We start from the raw sequence: 19,626 nt of genomic DNA, 5'->3' as shown, positions 1-19,626 counted from the left end.
ACATTAAGGTAATTAAATGTACGAGTTAGACAAGTTACAGTAAGCTATTGAAGTGATGTTAAATTTAAAGCTTTTTGTAAGGAATATTTTTTGCCTTTGCCAGAAGCAACCAATTTCATTAATTTCCTTTTGTACCAAGGAAAACAGTCTGCTATTGTTAAATGTACATAGATTAACTGCAATATTAGCAGCAAGAAAAACAAGTAAAACGCCAATCAAGCGATTAAAACCAGCTTTTTTGGTGCTTAATAGCCGATAAGGATATTATTTTTGGCTTTTTGGCAGTTGACTTGTACTGAATATGAGTTAATGTGATAGCGGATTTAGATTGTCGGTATCTACCCTGACCTCGACAATTTAAATACGAAGTAAAATTTAACCAACCTGTCGGAAATTTTTTAGTTGCAAAGTGAATATTATGATACGGTACGACTTGCCTACATGAACTACCATTTTCAAGGTAGCGATTTCTTAGATTTTCTTAGTTGAGGATGATTGTAATGTTTAGTTTACAAGATCATTTGATGGGAAAATCTAAAAAAAATATAAAAGAGACCAAAATAATTGTGGTGTTTGGAGGATAAAAGTGTTTCTAAGATTAGCGCAACAACACCGGCAATTCGTTCAAGACTTGGTAATGAACTTACAAGCCTTAGCGATTGTGCTTGAGAGACGAGGATATCCTGCGTCTTGCTATACTTGTGGCGACCAAATGAACAGTGCTTCATTTATGGTTAGCTTGGGAGAAAATCATCTGATTCGGTTTTTAGTATCCGATTACGGTATCACTTGGACTGAGATGCGTGATGACCGCGAGCTAATGAAGTTGGAAGGTGCGGAAGCAGTTAACCAGCTACAGGAACTTGCGAATTTAATTAAGCATCCACCAATGGAAACTTCTACTGGTGTCAAAACTCTTGTAAAACGCTGTTAAGCTTAGTTTTTACAAGGTAGCCTCGATCAAGGTAATGCAAGTACTTGTTCAGAACGAAAAAACGGCAATATTTTAAGTTTATAGTTTAATTTTTTCCAAACCATTAACTAGATACTTGTCATAGTCCGCATCGGACGTTGGTTGCTGAACTTGTTGCTATATCTATAGTTTGTCAAAGTAAAGCGCTGAGGTTTTATTTTGGCAGTATTGATGTAGAAAATAGAGAATAGAGCCATTGTAATTTTTATGAAGGCGAAATGTAATTGAGGCTACCAGTTCTAATTATTAATATTTGGGCATTTATAAAAATGCACTTCTAATTTTATAGGTATAACTACAAGTTATTTACTTGTAAGTAGCATAATGTATAATTTATATTTAACTGTATTAACATTTTACTAATAATTCTTTAATTCTGGAGTAATTACTGAAATTTATTTTGGCTTGAGAAAAGGATTGCAGCAGCAATGAGAGCGGCTTTTAGTCCACACCTCTCAAACTGCGATCGCGCTTCTCCCAAAAATATATTTCGCAATTTTTTATCCGAGTAACTACAGATAAAACTAGTCATTTAAAGTGAATTGTGCTATACACATTGGCGCTGCGTAATTGGATTTACACAATCTTATTGTATTCTATACTACTCTTTAAATCAATTATTTTATACATAATTTTTTGATTTTCTCGAACCTTCTCATATTCATAGACTTCTACAGGTCTATTTCGGGCAATGTTTAAAACGGAAAATTTGATAAAAATCTAATTTGAATCTAGTTTGAAAAGTTAAAGGAATATTAAGAATTAAGAAACTATTAAGTAAGTGGATCAAATTAAATGTAAAATTCCACCTTGCCTCCGGCTTCCCTCTCCTTGATAAGGGGATTGAGGGTGAGGTTTTATCTTATACTTAATAGCGTTTATCTACTTATACTTAAGGTCTCGTTGCGGAAAATAATTAATCAATTGGGTACATTAGCGATCGCTCAAACAGTCTTGTAATTATAATCGTGAGAAGACAACGAGTAATCCTGTAAAAGCTAGCAGGATTAGTTATTGTGTTATGGCAAATTAGTAAAGTAAGTCACCAAGCATCTGTGAAGATTTAAGATGTCCGAAGAAAAATCACAAAAACCACAGTTACCTCCGACTGGGGCGATCGATAATCAATATTTGCACGCATCTGAGAACTGGTTTGAATATCGAGTAAGAGTTCAACCTCATCATACTGATTATGCAGGCGTGGTATGGCATGGTACTTATATTGCGTGGATGGAAGAAGCAAGAATAGAATGCTTACGTTCAATTGGAATTGAATATACAGATTTAGTCGCTTTAGGCTGCGAGTTACCCGTGGTAGAAATGTCAATACGCTACCATCAGATGCTCCAGTTGGGTAAAGCTGCTGTAGTCAAAACTCGTATGGAAGAAGTAACGGGTGTTCGCATCAACTGGGATTATGCGATTCAATCAATCGACGGACAACATTTATATGTCAGTGCCAAAGTTACCTTAGTCGCAATGGATAGGGAAAAAGGTAAAATAATGCGTCAGTTACCTCCTGGAATGAAAGAGGTTTTAGCAAGACTTTCTGCATCGAAAAAGTAAATTGGGAATTGGGAATTGGGCATTGGTAATTGGGAATTGGGCATTGGTAATTGGGCATTGGGGATAGTTAGTTAGAACTTATCTTTCCCCTTGTCACCCCATCACCCCATCACCCTATCCCCCCATCACCCTATCCCCCATCACCCCATCTTCCCCTGTCCCTTACCGCATTGAAACTACTGTCGGTGCATTTTGTAGACTTTGTGCAGCCTCTAAAGCTGCTTGCCTTGCCCATTTATCGGCTGCTAAAATGTCATCTAAATTAGGATTTGAATGGTTGTTTTGGGAATGGCGATCGCAAACTTTTTCGATGCAGGGGGGAATATCTAAAAAGTGAATTTTCTCTTCTAGGAATAAAGCTACAGCTTGTTCGTTGGCAGCATTTAAGACTGCTGGCATTGAACCACCAGCCCTTCCGGCAGCGTAAGCTAATTGCATACAAGGGTACTTCTGATGATTGGGTTCGCGGAATGTTAAGGAACCAGCTTTAACTAAATCTAAACGTTCCCAATTGGTGAAGATACGTTCTGGGTAAGATAAAGCATACAGTAAAGGTAAACGCATATCAGCCCAACCCAACTGAGCCAAAACTGAAGTATCTTGCAATTCAATTAGTGAATGAATAATGCTTTGAGGATGAATCACAATCTCAATATCGTCGTAATCTAAACCAAATAAGTAGTGCGCTTCAATTACTTCCAATCCTTTGTTCATCAAAGTTGCCGAATCTACGGTAATTTTACGCCCCATTGACCAATTAGGATGTTTAAGCGCATCAGCAACCGTTACATCGGCTAATTTTTCAACATCCCAATCGCGGAAAGCCCCACCGGAGGCTGTAAGTATAATCTTACGCAAGCTGCCTTCTGGAATACCTTGTAAACATTGGAATATCGCAGAATGCTCGGAATCTGCGGGTAATAATTTTACCCCATGTTTTTCGATTAAAGGTAAAACCACTGGTGCGCCAGCAATTAAAGTTTCCTTATTTGCCAAAGCAATATTTTTACCAGCTTTGATCGCAGCGATGGTAGGTAACAGCCCAGCACAGCCCACAATACCCGTAACTACAGTGTCCGCATCTTGATAACGAGCAACTTCAATAACACCAGCTTCCCCCGATAGTAAAGTTGGTTGGGGTTGAATGTCTTTTATTGCTTCTTTAAGTTGTGGTAATTTATCTTCATCACAAATTGCCACTATACTCGGTCGAAACTGCCGAATTTGAGATGCTAATAATTCTACGTTGCGCCCTGCGGCTAATCCCACAATCCTGAACTGTTCGGGACATTGACTAACAATATCTAAAGTTTGAGTACCGATTGAGCCAGTAGAACCAATAAGAGTAATAGCTTTCACAATTTTTATTTATCAGTGACAGACAACCTTACTATAAATTGTCTGGGGCTTGAATAGTAGGGATAAGGAGACAAGGGAGGTGGGGAGATAGGGGGATGGGGAAGAGGGTGAAGATAAATAACGTTTAAGTAAACAAAGATTAATTTACAAAATAAAGGTATGGAGAATAGCTAATGGAAAAAGATTTTTACCTACAGTATGCATCTGTAGAAGATAAACATTGGTGGTTTGTAGCACGTCGTCAAATTATAGAACAAGTAATTCTAAAATTAAATTTACCAAAAAATGCTCAAATCTTAGAAGCTGGTTGCGGTACTGGTGGTAATTTACAAATGTTATCCCGTTACGGAAAAGTTTCGGCGATGGAATTGGATGAAATTGCTTGTCAACTCGCGAATCAACGTCAAGTAATTCAGGTAAAACGGGGTAGTTTACCCGATAATATTCCTTTTAATTCGCAGTATGACTTAATTTTAATACTGGATGTTATAGAACATCTTGATGATGATTTATCAGCGCTCAAAGCTTTGTATTATAAACTAAAGCCTGGAGGATATTTATTAGTCACAGTTCCAGCCTATCAGTTTTTGTGGAGCGAACACGATGAAATCAACCATCACAAGCGTCGCTACCGATTAACAGGTTTAAAACAAGTGGTGAAGAACGCAGGTTATAAAATAGGCTATGGAAGTTATTTCAATACTGTTTTGTTCCCGGTAGTTGCGATCGTCCGGGGTTTAGCAAAATTACCGAAACAAAACAAAAATCAACCTAGTAGCGATTTGGTATTACCATCAAAACCAGTTAATCAAATTTTTAAATGGTTATTTGCCAGCGAACGTTACTTAATTAATAGACTTTCTCTACCTTTTGGTGTATCTATTTTATTATTAGCACGAAAACCACACATATAAATGGTAATTGGTCATTGATAATTGATAATTGACTCTAAATGACTCAACCAATAGTTTCGATAGTTATCCCAATTTATAATGAAGAAGAAAATATATCCGAACTTTATCGTCGTCTACAAAGTGTTCTCGAACAGTTAGATAGCGAGACAGAATTAATTTTTATTGACGATGGTAGTCGGGATAATTCTTTAAATTTAATGCGCGAAATTTACGAGCGCGATTATCACTTTAACTATATAAGTTTAGCTCGTAATTTTGGTCATCAAATAGCCGTAACGGCTGGTTTAAATTTTGTTCGCGGTCAAGTAATAATTGTGATGGATGCCGACTTACAAGACCCGCCAGAACTGATTTCACCAATGATTGAAAAGTGGCGAGAAGGATATCAAGTTGTTTACGCTCAGCGTCTATCTCGTAAGAAAGAAACTGTGTTAAAAAGGTTTACAGCTTATGCTTTTTATCGGATTTTAAGACGTTTAGCTGATGTAAATATACCTCCAGATACTGGCGATTTCTGCTTGATGGATCGGGAAGTAGTTGATATCCTGAATGCAATGCCAGAACGCAATCGTTATATACGGGGTTTACGTGCTTGGGTAGGTTTTCGACAAACAGCAATAACATTTGAAAGAGATCCACGTTTTGCTGGAAAAGTCAAGTATTCTCTGGCTAAATCTTGGGCATTAGCTATTAATGGAATTATTTCTTTTTCCAGAGTTCCTTTAAAGCTTGCGACTTATTTAGGAATGCTTTCGGCAATAATGGCTTTATTAATGATATTTTTAGTTTTATATTGGCGTTTGTTTGATTCTGCCTCTCCTTTAATTGGCTACACTTTGATTACAATTTCGCTGTTCTTTTTGGGTTCGGTGCAGCTATTTTGTATCGGTATTTTAGGCGAATATATTGGTCGTATTTACGAAGAAGTTAAAGGTCGTCCGATTTATACTGTAAAAGAAATTAGAGGAGTTGCAAATAGGACAAGAATCAAAAGTTAGGAGTTAGGAGTTAGGAGTTAAAAAGTAGAGTATGTTATTGCGGAGCGCAACGTTCCATAATATTTCTTTACTATCTATATAGCTAATAATAAAATAAACCAATCCAAAATCTAAAATCCAAAATCCAAAATCCATATGTCTTGGCAAGAATTTTGTTTGCTACTTTTGTCGGTTTCTGCAAGCGTAATGGGACAATTATTTTTAAAAATAGGTGCGGTAAAATTAGGTAGAGTTGATGCTGCAAATGCTGTTAAACAAATTTTTGGAATTATTACAACTCCGGAATTATTGATAGGTTTAGCCTGTTATGGTATTGGCGCTATTGTTTATATTTTGCTACTTACTAGAGTTAATTTGAGTGTAGCTGGACCCTCGGCATCTTTGGTTTACGTTTTTTCAGTTTTACTAGGCTTTTTTATTTTTAAAGAATCTATCCCTTTAACTCGTCTTATGGGTTTAAGTTTGATTGTTTGTGGAGTCATCTTAGTCGTTTGGCAAAAGTAGTAAATAAGGTTGCGAATCAATTATGAATTTAGAAATTGAGGTAATAGAAGATTTAAAATTAGAACTTATGGGACGCAAGTTTAATCAATTAACTGTTGTTAGTTGGTTGATTGCTATAAGTACTTTAGTTTTATTTGCTTGTAGCAGTTTGCGACACATCTTGTTTGAATCTACTGCTTTCGATTTAGGAATATTTGACCAAGCAGTTTATTTAATTAGTAGAGGAGAACCACCGATTTCTTCTTTCCTAAATTTTCATATATTAGGGGATCATGCTACTTGGATTTGGTATCCTTTGGCTTTGTTATACAAAATCTACGAGAGCGTTTACTGGTTATTTTTTCTCCAAGCTCTTGCATTAGCATTAGGTGCGTTACCTACATGGTTACTCGGACGTGAAGCCGGATTACCTTCAAATCAAGCTTTCGCAATTCTATTTGTATATCTTCTTTATCCGGTTGTATTTAATGTTAATTTATTTGATTTTCACCCGGAAGTGATGGCTTTACCCGCACTTTTAGCCGCAGTATGGTTTGCACGACAAGCTAAAATTGCTTGGTTTAGTATTTCTATAATTTTTATTATAGGATGTAAAGCTGTTCTATCGTTGACGATCGCGGGGATGGGTGTTTGGCTGATTTTTTTTGAGAAGCGACGTTTGTGTGGTGCGATCGCGCTTGGTACTGGTATTGCTTGGTTTTTAATTAGTTCGCAGGTAATTATTCCCTACTTCCGTGGTCAAGAACTCTCATATATCGGACGTTACAGTTATCTAGGTAACTCGATTTTAGAAATTGCTCAAAACTTAATTTTGAAACCAGGTATCGTTTTAGAAAAAATATTTTCAGTAGAGAACTTATTCTATTTAATTTTATTGCTATTACCAGTAATTTGGGGGCTTTCATTTGCTGGAATAACACCTCTAGTTGGTGCAATTCCCTGTGTAGCGCTAAATTTATTAGCTGACTATCAACCTCAAAAAGATTTAGTTAATCAATACTCTTTACCAGCACTACCGTTTCTTTTATTAACAGTTATTGCTACATTAGCAGCAGGTAAGGGATGGTTGAAAAAACCACGTAAGATTATACTTTGGTCATTTATTGTTTTTTTAGCTTTAGCTAAATATGGATATTTTTGGTCAATTTATTTGGATACTTTGGATACTTGGAAAGCCACGCGAGAAGCTGTTAGTCAAGTTCAAACAGAAGGCGGTGTTCTTACTACGGCAACAATTGCGCCTCATTTAGCTCATAGAAAATTAATTGAATTAACAAACGCAGATTTACCACTAACAGATGTAACTAAATATGATTATATATTGCTCAATCTCCGCCATCCTGGTTGGTTAAGTAATCTGGATTTCGTCACTGGCTTAATAAGTCAACTCAAAGATAATCAAAAATTTAATTTGCAATATCAGCGCGATGATGTTTTTCTATTTATAAAGCGCTTTTAATTTTCTCCAATTAAAAAAAATAGATCGTTTTCAAATAGAGATGATTGAAAAGAATCTAGGATTTAGCAAAAAGGCGAAAGCGTCTTCCCGCAGGGTAATCTAAAATGTAAAATTCATATGACTTGGCAAGAATTTTGTTTGCTACTTTTGTCGGTTTCTGCAAGCGTAATGGGACAATTATTTAAAAAAATAGGTAATTAAATAAAAACTGAGGCTAAAGGTTAGTTAATATGATAAAAATACAAAATCAACATACTGCAATTGCTTGGATGGTTAGCATTAGTATGTTAATTCTTTTTGCTTGCAGCAGTTTACGACATGCGCTGTTTAAATCAACAGCTCTTGATTTAGCTGTATTTGACCAATGGGTTTACCTTGCTAGTATCGGTAAACCACCGATTTCATCACTTTTGGGTTTTCATCTGCTAGGAGACCATGCAGCTCTAATTTTATATGCGATCGCTTTACTATACAAAATAATTCCTAACGTACATTGGCTGTTTGCAGTACAAGCAATTGCTTTATCATTAGGAGCGTTACCAATATATGCCTTGAGTTTACAAAGCCGCTTATCTCCAATTTATGCAAGAGCAGTTGCTTTGTCTTATTTGCTTTATCCAGCGTTATTTAACAGCAATTTTTTTACCGATTTTCGTCCAGAGTCAATTGCAGTACCAGGGTTACTTTGGGCAATATGGGCAGGAATTGCAGGTAAAACTTGGCAACTGATAGCAGCTGTAGTTCTAGTTTTGAGTTGTAAAGAAATTTTGAGTTTAACCGTAATTGGACTGGGGATTTGGTTTTGGTTAGTTGCGGGTAAACGATTATATGGTTGGGGATGTATAGTACTTGGGACAGTTTGGTTTATAGCTACAATCGGTTATCTAGTGCCAATGCTTAGAGGAGGTCAAGCTGGAGGTGTAGTTTTTTATGCAACTCTAGGTAATTCACCTTCAGAAATTCTATCTAATATATTTACTAATCCAAGTTTAATTTTTAGTAAATTCTTTCTCAGAGATACAGTTTTTTATTATTTTCTACTTGTAGCGCCAGTAATTATTGGATTACGCTGGCAACAGGTCATGATATTATTACCAGCATTACCAATGCTTTTATTAAATATACTCTCAGATTATTCCGCACAAAGAGATTTAGTTCATCATTATTCATTAACGATTTTTCCTTTTATTATCGTATGGCTATTATGCTCTATACATCAGTATCAACAACGAAAAGAAAGACCTTGGCTGACTTCTAAATTATTAATTACCTGGTCATTAATTGCTTTTTTAGCTTTGGCTAAATATGGATATTTTTGGTCGCGTTATCTAGACACTTTAGACACTCTCGAAGCCACGCGAGAAGCTGTTAGTCAAGTTCAAACAAAAGGCGGTGTTCTTACTACGGCAACAATTGCGCCTCATTTAGCTCATCGAGAATTAATTGAGTTAACAAATGCCGATTTACCTCCAGCAGATTTAACTAAATATGATTATGTATTACTAAATCTCCGCCATCCAGGTTGGTTAAATAATCGGGATTTCGTCACTGGCTTAATAAGTCAACTCAAAGATAATCAAAAATTTAATTTGCAATATCAGCGCGATGATGTTTTTCTATTTATAAAGCGCTTTTAATTTTAAACTTTTTCCGGTCAAAAAATTAGATCATTTTCAACTAGAGGTGATTTAAAAGAATGAAATCATAACTTTAAAATCTAAAACACCATGAGTAAATTTAAAAAATATTTAGAGAATGCTTTAGTTTTTGCTACAGTAATGTGGTTTTTCAGCCGATTAGTAATTGTTGTAGCGATGTTGCTAATTGCTCCTTTACTAAAAGCGCCTACAAACGGTGATGCTGCTACATTTAGTTTAGATGTTTTCTATGCTTGGGATAGTGGTTGGTATGATTCAATAGCCAGTTCTGGTTATGAATATATTAACGATGGAAAACAACATTCTGTCGCATTTTTCCCTTTATTTCCCTTGTTAACTCATCTGTTAATGAACTTCGGTTTTTCTTTTAAAGTCGCAGGTTTATTAATTAATAATTTAACCTTCTTGGGTGCTTTAATCATTTTATATTTATGGGTAGATGAATATAGTGGTAAAAGCCGAGCTAGATGGGCGACAGCAGCTTTAGCTTGGTGCCCTTTTTCGCTATTTGGAACTGTAATTTATACTGAAGGGTTGTTTTTATTATGTACTACAGCTGCTCTACGAGCTTTCTGTAAAGGACAATATATTGGTACAGGTTTTTGGGGAGCATTATCTACCGCAACGCGAGTTCCAGGAGTTACTCTTATTCCGGCTTTTTTGTTCTTATCTTGGAAGCAAGGTAAAAATATTAAAGCATATATTGCCAGTCTATGTGTTGCTAGTGGTTTACTTTTGTATAGCTTTTATTGTTTTGTGAAATTTGGCGATGCTTTAGCATTTGTTCATGCACAAAAAGGCTGGCGTGACTCAGCCGGTTTTGCTTGGCAAGGTTGGGTTAAAATGCTGATGCAAATTTTATTTGGTCCGATTAATGTAAAGTCAGAATATTTAAAAGATCCTTTATATCCGCTTCTTTTTACATTATGTATTGGTATTTTTTATCTATTATGGCAATTTCGTCATAAATTAAGTTCTAAACAATTGAACTACGCTTTCTCTGTACTAATCTTATTAATGTGGTTATTAGCAGGAGATCCATTCATTAAAAGCGTATTTATTTTCGGGGGTTTATATCTATTGTGGTGGTCGCGGGCAAAAATTCCCCTTGTTGCTGTAATATATGGACTTTTTTCTTATATTTTAATTTTCAACACAGGTCTTACTGCTTCTGTTGAACGTTACGCCTACGGCATTATATCGCTATCGTTTGCATTTGGCGAATTCCTTCATTCTCGCCCTTTTGTAGGACGTTTTACTATGGTTTTTTTCGCCATCCTGCTTGCTAGTTTAGCTGTGAGGTTTGCTCAAAATGTCTGGGTATCATAAGTAAAACTTAAGTTAATCAAATAAATCTTTGGCTACTTTTTATGTCGTTTTTTTAGCAAAGTTATATTAGGTTTTAATTTTAATTTAAAAAATAAGCTCTTAGTTTCCAACTAGGAGATAATCAAAAATACTCAAATAGAATAAAAAAATAAGTATCTTGTTATTGAAATCCTGAAATCATAAAGATATAATCCAAAATCGAATGGCTCAATCCAAATTTTTACATAACGATTTGATTTTCCCTACAACAATGTGGTTTTTCAGCCGATTAATAATTGTTGTAGCCATGTTCTTAATTGCTCCTTTAATACCTATTCCAGAAAATGCTCAACCCCCGGCTTTTGGCTGGGATGTTTTCTATGCATGGGACAGCATCTGGTATCACCGTATTGTTGTAGTTGGTTATGAATTTATCAATGATGGTAAACAATATTCTGTGGCGTTTTTTCCACTTTTACCATTACTAACTAAAGCAATTATGTACTTTGGTTTACCTTTTAAAGTGGCAGCCGTATTATTAAATAATTTTGCATTTTTAGGTGCTTTAATTGTCCTCTACTCTTGGGTAAAAGAATGTTATGGCGTAAGTGCGGCACGTTGGAGTACTGTTGTTTTGGGGTGGTGTCCTTATTCTCTTTACGGAAGCGTAATTTATACTGAAGGATTATTTTTATTATTTAGTACCGCAGCTTTACGCGCTTTTGATAAAAAGCAGCATATCTCGGCAGCGATTTGGGGAATATTATCCACAGCAACCAGAATCACTGGAGTCATGTTGATTCCGGCTTTTTTGTTCGTTGCTTGGAAACAACACAGGGGTGTAAAAGCTTATCTGGCTAGTTTTGCTGTAGGATCGAGTACGTTGCTTTATAGTTTGTATTGTTTAATAAAATTTAATGACCCTTTAGCATTTGTCCACGTCCAAAAAGGTTGGAGAGATTCTACGGGATTTGCGGCTCAGGGCTGGTGGAATATGTTGATGCAAATTTTCAGTTCTCCGCTATTACTTGGATTAATAGTACTCAGCGGTTTTTTATTATGGCGTTTTCGCCAACAGTTAATTAATATAAAGTTGCGCGGTGTATTCTATTTTTTATGGTTATTGTTATGGTTGGGTATCGGTGAACCGTTATGGTCAGCAGCCGGAAATCCATTTGATAAAATTCCTTTGGTTAAGATAGCTATTGTCTTTGGTGGACTTGGTTTATTATGGTATTCGCGAGCTAAAATTCCTTTGGTAACAGTGGTTTACGCCTTTTTCTCCTATGCCTTAATACTTAATACCGGACTTACAGCTTCTGTGGAACGCTACGCTTATGGTATTGTTTCCTTGTCTTTCGCTTTGGGGCTGTTGCTGAAAGATTATCGTGCTTGGGGTTTTGCGATCGCGGGATTTTTCGCTGTTTTATTAGCAAGTTTAGCTGTACTGTTTGCCCAGAATCAATGGGTAGCTTAAAAAACTGTTAATAAATAAATATTTTGCTGGCTTACTAAAAACGATGTTTTATTGTATACTCTCAGCTGTGCAGCTATTAAGAAAGCAGATTGCTTTTTCCTATATGGATTTGGCTTCAATTAATAAAGACGCAGCTATAATCGACTTTTTCACTCAAAAAATAAAATTCTGCGTTCCTCTCGGTTTAATTTAAATGAAAGCTATCTTCATATTTAGATTAGTCTTTTACACTTCGTAATCGAGGTCAATTTACTGAATAAATTTCGTACATTAAATAAACTATGTCAATACAATCGTGTTATTAGAAGTTATATATCCAGCAACTACTTTAGTATTAAGAAAAGACTAAAATATTCTGAAAAATAAAATATTATATGTATTTTGTACAACAAGAATATTATTTCTAAAATGCTTAAATAAGTTGATATCAAAAGTATAAGTCTAGAGGAATATTTTCAGATATTAAATTCAGTGTTTATACTGTCTGCATTTAAAGATGTATTTGTCATCATTAATATGTTGTAAATTTAATTTTTATACTGAAGCTTATGTATAAAATATAGATTGCTAAATTTGTTTGTAAATAATAAAACAAATTATTCTAGTATTAAATTAAACATTGCTACCGGATTTCAAATATTCTCATAAAAATAACAACATTGCATTTGAATTGCTTAGCGAGCATTTAGATTAGACGCAAGGCTATCTTTAAAGCAGGTGAAACCAAATTACCCCGCGCAGCGTCTTATCGGAATACTCGCTTACAAGGCAAGTATTATTGGGTGAAAATTTTAACCTTTTCTTTAATGGACAAATTATTTTTTAAAGGTAAAATTAACCTCGTTTGTTGTAACTATACAGTTACGTGTATTGCATCTGCTTATTACCTGTAGTTCCTTATTGTTTCGGCTTTTAAGTAAATATAAATACATCCGTCTCCAAAGGCGAACTTCTGTAAACCTGTATTTAATTTTTCAGGATTACTGAAAATTGATCCGGTAATAAAGAATATAGAGAAACTGTGTTATAACATACCGTCATGACCGTAAGTGGCGGTTCGATAGTGAAGGAGCCGTGTTTGGTGGAAAATAAGAAGTCGTTAGCTTTACCCCAAGGAATATTAATTGCTCTGACTGCTTTATGCGGTAGTTTTGTACTTGGTTTAATGTTACCTATCAAGTGGGATTCTACGAATGCAAGTAGCAAACAGCAAATAAAAGTTGAAGATATAACAGCAAAATCTGGTTCGTTTTCTCAGATCAAAGAATTTAAGGGTGCAATGCTCACCAGTTGGCAAGATGTTGCGGTATCTAAAGGTGTTTTTCATACAGTACCAAAAAGCTTTCAAGGAAAAATAATTAAGCAGGCAAAACTAGCTCCTAACGATAAGTTAATTGCTCTTACGTTTGATGATGGACCTTGGCCTGGCTATACTGCTCAAATACTGGAAATTTTGAAAAAAAATGATGTCAAGGCGACGTTTTTTGTTGTTGGGCAAGTTTTAAAAAACTATCCCGATTTAGGCAAGCGAATAGTCGCTGATGGTCATACTATCGGCAATCACACTTGGCATCATTGGTATCATTTTTTCAACCCGCAAGCTGCTGCTTTAGAAATTGACCGTACTTCAGACCTGATTTATCAAACCACAGGCACTAAAACTACTTTGTTTCGTCCGCCTGGTGGAATGCTGCATAATGGCTTATCTGCTTATGCGAAAGGTAAAAATTATACGGTGGTAATGTGGTCTGCTGATTCTATGGATTACGCTCGTCCTTCGGCTCCTACTTTGGTGAGTAAAGTTATGAAGCAGGCTACTCCTGGTGGTATCGTCCTGTTGCATGATGGTGGTGGTCCCCGCAAAAATACTGTTGCTGCTCTACCAACAATTATTAGCAACTTGAAAAAAGAAGGTTATCGTTTTGTAACTATTCCAGAATTGCTAGAGCATGAGGAGAAGTCTCAAAAAACGGTGACTGCACAGAAGAAATAGTTATTATTTGTTAATCTTGTTACTTTGTCACGATTGACTAATTAATATTTCTATTAATTGATTTTTAAATCTAGAATTGCGTTTGAATGGCTAATAAATCAAGGGTACGGCATTTGTCGTACCCTTATTGATTGAGGGGTTTTTAGCGTCCGGCTTCAGATCTGAATTTAAACCGACTTGTACTAGTGGTCCAAATCATTAGTTATGAAGGGTAGAGGTAGTGCGAGCGTCCCGCTCGCTAATTGATATCAGGGAGCGAGACGCTCCCACTACGAAAATTTTATCCATCAAAATTAATGTGGTGGACTACTAGTAGTTCACCAAGAGAAGTTTGTAAGGGAATTTTATTTCCACTACTCCCTACTCCCTAACCTTAACCAGCGATGTTGGGTTGGTTGAGTACTATATCTAAACCGAACTCAACTGTTTTGTTCGAGAATCCGCTTCTACACCATCAGCTTCTGATGGTGGAACTAATTGCCAGAATTTTGGTAAAAACTCTTGCCAGTTATCTAAAATCATTTTGGCTTTCGCTGATTCGGTACGCTCATAATGAAGCATAATCAAATCCTTAAGCTGCTTTTCCCCACCCTCAGTCACTACTCGCTGTATCTTGACTATTTCCGGGTTGACCAATTGAGGGAAATCGCCCTCTTCATCTAAGAAATACCCCAATCCCCCGGTCATCCCCGCTGCTACGTTGCGCCCCACTCTACCCAATACCACCACTACACCCCCGGTCATGTATTCGCAGCAGTGGTCTCCGGCTCCTTCAATTACCGCCGTACCCTTGGAGTTACGCACCGCAAACCGCTCTCCCGCTTTCCCCACGGCTAACAGCATTCCTCCTGTCGCACCGTACATACAGGTGTTGCCAATTATCGTGTTTTCCGACGGCTCGTATTTGGCTTGGAGCGGCGGTTTAATTACAATTTCCCCACCATTCATTCCCTTACCTACATAATCGTTGGCTTCTCCTAACAGCCTCAAATTCATTCCCCGCAGGTTAAAAGCCCCAAAGCTCTGTCCGACGCTGCCCGTAAAGGTAAGGTCGATCTGCCCCCCAAACCCATCATCGCCATACTTGGAGGCGATCGCACCGGCAATCCGTGCGCCGATGGTTCTATTGGTATTCACTGCACTATAGGTTTTATTCACCACTCCATGTCCGTTAATCGCCCGCTCAACTTCCGCATCTGCCAGTATTTCGTCATCCAATACCGCACCGTTACCATGCACCGCTTCGTGCTGCAACCAGTCGCGATTTTGCTTTGTATCGGGTAATTTCAACAAACAGTCCAGATTCAGCGATCGCGTTTTGGTCAATTCCACCGAGCGTAAGGCAATCAAGTCAGCCCGTCCAATCAGTTCTGATAATGAACGATAGCCAAATTTTGCTAACAGACTGCGTACCTCTTCGGCAATAAAATAAAAGAAATTCACTACCTGTTCCGGCGTTCCGGGGAACCGTTTACGTAACTCTTCTTTCTGAGAAGCTACGCCCACCGGACAGTTATTCGTGTGACAGATCCGCGCCATAATGCAGCCTTCCGCAATCATCGCAATCGAACCAAACCCGAACTCCTCCGCTCCCATTGTGGCACCCATCAACACATCCCAACCGCTCTTCAATCCCCCATCTACTCGCAAAATCACCCGATCGCGCAAACTGTTTTCCATCAACACCCGATGCACTTCGCTCAATCCGAGTTCCCACGGAGTTCCGGCGTGTTTAATCGAACTCAATGGTGATGCCCCCGTACCGCCATCATGACCGGATATCTGGATAATATCCGCATTCGCCTTAGCTACACCCGCTGCGATCGTACCGATGCCAATTTCTGCTACCAGCTTCACCGAAACCTGAGCGAGGGGGTTAACTTGATGCAAATCAAATATCAACTGCGCCAAATCTTCAATCGAATAGATATCGTGGTGCGGTGGTGGAGAAATCAAAGTTACACCGGGCTTCGACTTTCTCAAAGTGGCAATATATTCGCTCACCTTCTTACCCGGTAACTGTCCCCCTTCCCCCGGCTTAGCACCTTGAGCCATCTTAATTTCAATTTGCTTGGCGCTCATCAGATACTGCGGAGTCACCCCAAACCGTCCTGATGCCACCTGCTTGATCGCACTCGTTGCCCTGTCACCATTCCGCAACCCATGCAAATGCGGTAAAGTAGCCGATCGCCCGCTATCATCCACATCATTTAATATCCCGAACCGCACCGGGTCTTCTCCACCTTCCCCAGAATTCGACTTACCGCCCAACCGATTCATGGCGATCGCCAAAGTTTCGTGTGCTTCTCGCGACAAAGCTCCTAACGACATTCCCCCAGTACAGAACCGCTTGACAATTTCTGCTACCGACTCCACTTCCTCTATAGAAATGGACTGGCGATCGCTTTGAAAATCCAATAAATCCCGCAGTGCCGTAATCGGTCTGTGCTGCAAATGTTGCTGATAAACCTCATAATGGTCGTAGCTTTTACTACCCACAGCCTGGTGTAGCGCCTTCGCCATTTCCGGACTATTCATGTGATATTCGCCACCGCGACGATACTGCACAAAGCCGAGATTTTCTAGTTTCTTAGCAGTCACCGGGAAAGCCTTGCAGTGAATCGATAGTACTTCGTGCTGCAACTCAGTGACGCTCAAACCGCCAATCCGCGAAGTAGTACCCCTAAAACCCAAATTTAACAGATCGCCGCCAATGCCAATCGCCTCAAAAATCTGCGCCCCTTGATAGCTACTCAGCAGCGAAATGCCCATCTTCGACAAGATTTTCAGCAACCCATTTTCAACCGCCGTCATATAATTGGCGATCGCTCGTTCCAAACCAATCGCCTCAATTTTACCGCGCTGCATAAACTGCTGAGTTTTGGGGTCAGACCACCAGCTACTCACGGTATCCAAAGCCATATATGGACATACAGCCGCCGCACCAAAACCGATCAAACAAGCAAAATGATGAGTACTCCAACATTGGGCAGTATTAACCACCAAAGAAGTATCCATCCGCAGCCCATTCGCAATCAAATGATGATGAACCGCACCCACCGCTAACATTGGCGGAATGTAGGTATGGTCTGCGTTGATTGCGCCGTAGTTAGATGGGGAATTGGGAATTGGTAATGGGGAATTGATCCGATCGCTCAATATCAAAATCTTCGCTCCATTTTGCACTGCTTCCACAGCTTGCTGCTGCAAAAACTCGACGGCCGTCTTCAAGCCTTCGCTGCCGCTATCGATAGAAAATACCGTCGATAACTCTACTACATTAAAATCCGATTGTTGGATTTCAATTAACTGAGCGGCCGTTAACACCGGCGTATCCAGCTTGAACCGCCGCGCATATTCGGCTTTGGGGTCGAGTAAATTACCCTTCCCACCCAACTCCACAGCAAGCGACATCACCAGCTTTTCCCGTAAAGGATCGATAGGAGGATTAGTCACCTGAGCAAACCGCTGCTTAAAATAGTCGTACAGCAAATGGGGCTTAGCAGAAAGTACCGCCAAAGGAATATCATCCCCCATACAAAAAGTCGGTTCCTTCCCATCGATCGCCATTGGTTGAATAATCATTTCCACATCTTCAGTGGTATAGCCAAAAGCAATCTGATGCCGCAGTAAAGCCTCTCTATCTATTTCTTTTAGTTCGGAAGTTGCCCCACGTCCGTTACCATTTCCGTTACCATTCAACCCATTCCCATTCTTAATTGTTCCCTGCTCCCTACTCCCTAACTGCTTCCTTCCCCGCAACCATTCCCCATAAGGATGTTTTTTCGCAACAGAGAGCTTAATTTGCCAATTCTTCAAAATAGAATGGTTTTGCAAATCTACCGCGATCGTTTGTCCGGGTCCCAAGCGTCCCTTCTCAATAATATTTTCTTCAGGAAACTCAACTACACCAGCTTCCGAAGCCACCACAATATAGTCATCCGCAGTAATGCAGTAACGCGCCGGTCTCAAACCATTACGGTCTAAACTTGCCCCCACCGTCACGCCATCGCTAAACACCAACAGCGCCGGACCGTCCCAAGCTTCCTGCAAACCGCTGTAGTATTCATAAAAGTCCACAACCTCCGGATATTTACTTAGAGCAGGCTGATGGTTATAAGCCTCCGGAACCATAATCATCGAAGCTTCCAAAGGACTGCGACCCGATCGCACCTGTAGCTCAAACACATTATCCAAAGTAGCCGAATCGCTAGAACCAACACTGACAAACGGCTTTAATTCATCTATACGTCCCTGCCAAACCGGATGATTCAAAGTGGCTTCCCTAGCCTTCATCCAGTTGATATTACCCAGCAGCGTATTAATTTCGCCATTGTGACCCAACAACCGCATCGGTTGAGCTAGGGGCCACTTGGGCATAGTGTTAGTGCTAAAACGGCGATGGTAGACCACAAAACTAGTTTTATAAGCCGGATTTTTGAGATCCAGATAAAAATCTGCTAGCACCGCCGATCGCACCATACCCTTGTAGACAATCGTGCGAGCCGAAAGCGAACAAACGTAAACATCATCATCGAGGCGATCGCAATTTTGTATAGCCTTGGAAATTAAACGGCGGGTAATATAGAGCTTTCTTTCTAATTCATCCCCAGTCACTTGTGCGCTGAGAAAGATCTGCTCGATTTGCGGTTGATTATCGCTTGCCTGTACCCCCAACACGCTCGAATCTACAGGAACTACACGCCATCCCAGCACCGTCAAATTTTCAGAACGCGCCACAGTTTCCACAGTCGAGCGAGCAACTTGGGCAGCTTGGGCATCGCGGGGTAAAAACAGCATTCCCACAGCAGTATTTTGGGTCGTAGCACCGGGGAGTAGCAATTCCCAAGGTATCGCGCTCAAGATCCCCGCACCATCCCCAGAATCGCGGTCAGCACTACAGCCACCCCGATGTTCTAAACAAGTTAAAGCAATCAACCCTTTTGCTAAGATTTCATGACTTTCTACATTTTTACGATGAGCAATAAAGCCCACACCACAAGCGTCTCTCTCTTCAACCAACCACTTTTGACCTAAAAAAGTATCTGAAGTAATGTTTTTATCTTGATTCATTTGCTGGTTATTCATAGAATGTCCCCCGATAAAGCTAATTTTTTTGATAAAAATTCCTTCACAAAGAAGGAAATAGAGAAAACTAAGTTGTCATCTCCTGAAAAGTTTGGTGCAACTAGTATCCCCACACCAACTTTTCGCAAATGTCGAGGAAAAAGTTTAACTCCGGGCTTGTTTTTTTTCGCGCCCGCGTTCAAGTTATCCCGCTATTTTTTATGTTTTTATGCTGAGTTTGATCGACCTTCTTTACGTATCGCTGGTTTTCTATTTATATCTTGAGGCTATATATTCTCTCAATCAGTCTGTCTAAAATGCAAGTTTTTTTTACTGCGTGCAGCTATTTA

12 protein-coding genes are annotated in these 19,626 nt (G+C 38.8%); 10 read left to right on the top strand and 2 right to left on the bottom strand.

Translation table 11 applies throughout. The features are described from left to right. The first annotated feature begins 586 nt into the window (after positions 1–586). Together VB797_RS06230 and VB797_RS06225 are read left to right on the top strand one after the other, a co-directional pair. Complete coding sequence (locus VB797_RS06230) at positions 587–934, top strand: DUF1815 family protein (RefSeq protein WP_323236789.1); 348 nt, start codon at positions 587–589, stop codon at positions 932–934. 1,107 nt (positions 935–2,041) lie between these two features. Beyond that, positions 2,042–2,539: a thioesterase family protein gene (locus VB797_RS06225; protein WP_323236788.1), complete on the top strand. Its 498-nt coding sequence runs from the start codon at positions 2,042–2,044 to the stop codon at positions 2,537–2,539. Between the two features lie 162 nt (positions 2,540–2,701). Here VB797_RS06225 and VB797_RS06220 read toward each other — a convergent pair whose 3' ends face one another. After that, positions 2,702–3,898, bottom strand: coding sequence for a 1-deoxy-D-xylulose-5-phosphate reductoisomerase (locus VB797_RS06220; protein ID WP_323236787.1), 1,197 nt, complete (start codon positions 3,896–3,898; stop codon positions 2,702–2,704). Between the two features lie 173 nt (positions 3,899–4,071). Here VB797_RS06220 and VB797_RS06215 point away from each other — a divergent pair, with 173 nt between their 5' ends. From VB797_RS06215 to VB797_RS06180, 8 genes are all read left to right on the top strand, one after another. After that, positions 4,072–4,812: a class I SAM-dependent methyltransferase gene (locus VB797_RS06215; protein ID WP_323236786.1), complete on the top strand. Its 741-nt coding sequence runs from the start codon at positions 4,072–4,074 to the stop codon at positions 4,810–4,812. Positions 4,813–4,850: 38 nt separating this feature from the next. After that, positions 4,851–5,810 (top strand): glycosyltransferase family 2 protein, encoded by a 960-nt coding sequence (locus tag VB797_RS06210; RefSeq protein ID WP_323236785.1) that lies wholly within the window; start codon positions 4,851–4,853, stop codon positions 5,808–5,810. A 135-nt stretch (positions 5,811–5,945) separates the two neighbouring features. Continuing rightward, complete coding sequence (locus tag VB797_RS06205) at positions 5,946–6,314, top strand: EamA family transporter (protein WP_323236784.1); 369 nt, start codon at positions 5,946–5,948, stop codon at positions 6,312–6,314. Positions 6,315–6,381: 67 nt separating this feature from the next. Continuing rightward, positions 6,382–7,773 (top strand): DUF2079 domain-containing protein, encoded by a 1,392-nt coding sequence (locus VB797_RS06200; protein WP_323236861.1) that lies wholly within the window; start codon positions 6,382–6,384, stop codon positions 7,771–7,773. 230 nt (positions 7,774–8,003) lie between these two features. Then, positions 8,004–9,410, top strand: coding sequence for a DUF2079 domain-containing protein (locus VB797_RS06195; RefSeq protein ID WP_323236783.1), 1,407 nt, complete (start codon positions 8,004–8,006; stop codon positions 9,408–9,410). A 90-nt stretch (positions 9,411–9,500) separates the two neighbouring features. Then, on the top strand, positions 9,501–10,760 hold the full coding sequence (locus VB797_RS06190) for a hypothetical protein (protein ID WP_323236782.1): 1,260 nt from the start codon (positions 9,501–9,503) through the stop codon (positions 10,758–10,760). Positions 10,761–10,962: 202 nt separating this feature from the next. Continuing rightward, entirely contained in the window at positions 10,963–12,216 is a 1,254-nt protein-coding gene (locus VB797_RS06185; RefSeq protein WP_323236781.1) for a hypothetical protein, read from the top strand. A 1,081-nt stretch (positions 12,217–13,297) separates the two neighbouring features. After that, positions 13,298–14,209, top strand: coding sequence for a polysaccharide deacetylase family protein (locus VB797_RS06180; RefSeq protein ID WP_323236860.1), 912 nt, complete (start codon positions 13,298–13,300; stop codon positions 14,207–14,209). Between the two features lie 408 nt (positions 14,210–14,617). Here VB797_RS06180 and gltB read toward each other — a convergent pair whose 3' ends face one another. Next, positions 14,618–19,297 (bottom strand): glutamate synthase large subunit, encoded by a 4,680-nt coding sequence (gltB, locus tag VB797_RS06175; protein ID WP_323236780.1) that lies wholly within the window; start codon positions 19,295–19,297, stop codon positions 14,618–14,620. Positions 19,298–19,626 lie beyond the last annotated feature (329 nt).

Origin of the sequence: Rivularia sp. UHCC 0363, assembly GCF_034931125.1 — a bacterium.
GTDB lineage: Bacteria > Cyanobacteriota > Cyanobacteriia > Cyanobacteriales > Nostocaceae > Rivularia.
The sequence above is the reverse complement of the archived record's forward strand: the minus strand, read 5'-3'. Positions and strand labels throughout refer to the sequence as shown.

Bases quoted from the DNA above. Each gene is read 5' to 3' on its own strand.
- VB797_RS06190 (WP_323236782.1), top strand. From the start codon at position 9,501: ATGAGTAAATTTAAAAAATATTTAGAGAATGCTTTAGTTTTTGCTACA.
- VB797_RS06185 (WP_323236781.1), top strand. From the start codon at position 10,963: ATGGCTCAATCCAAATTTTTACATAACGATTTGATTTTCCCTACAACA.
- VB797_RS06215 (WP_323236786.1), top strand. From the start codon at position 4,072: ATGGAAAAAGATTTTTACCTACAGTATGCATCTGTAGAAGATAAACAT.
- VB797_RS06195 (WP_323236783.1), top strand. From the start codon at position 8,004: ATGATAAAAATACAAAATCAACATACTGCAATTGCTTGGATGGTTAGC.
- VB797_RS06200 (WP_323236861.1), top strand. From the start codon at position 6,382: ATGGGACGCAAGTTTAATCAATTAACTGTTGTTAGTTGGTTGATTGCT.
- gltB (WP_323236780.1), bottom strand. From the start codon at position 19,297: ATGAATAACCAGCAAATGAATCAAGATAAAAACATTACTTCAGATACT.
- VB797_RS06205 (WP_323236784.1), top strand. From the start codon at position 5,946: ATGTCTTGGCAAGAATTTTGTTTGCTACTTTTGTCGGTTTCTGCAAGC.
- VB797_RS06210 (WP_323236785.1), top strand. From the start codon at position 4,851: ATGACTCAACCAATAGTTTCGATAGTTATCCCAATTTATAATGAAGAA.
- VB797_RS06225 (WP_323236788.1), top strand. From the start codon at position 2,042: ATGTCCGAAGAAAAATCACAAAAACCACAGTTACCTCCGACTGGGGCG.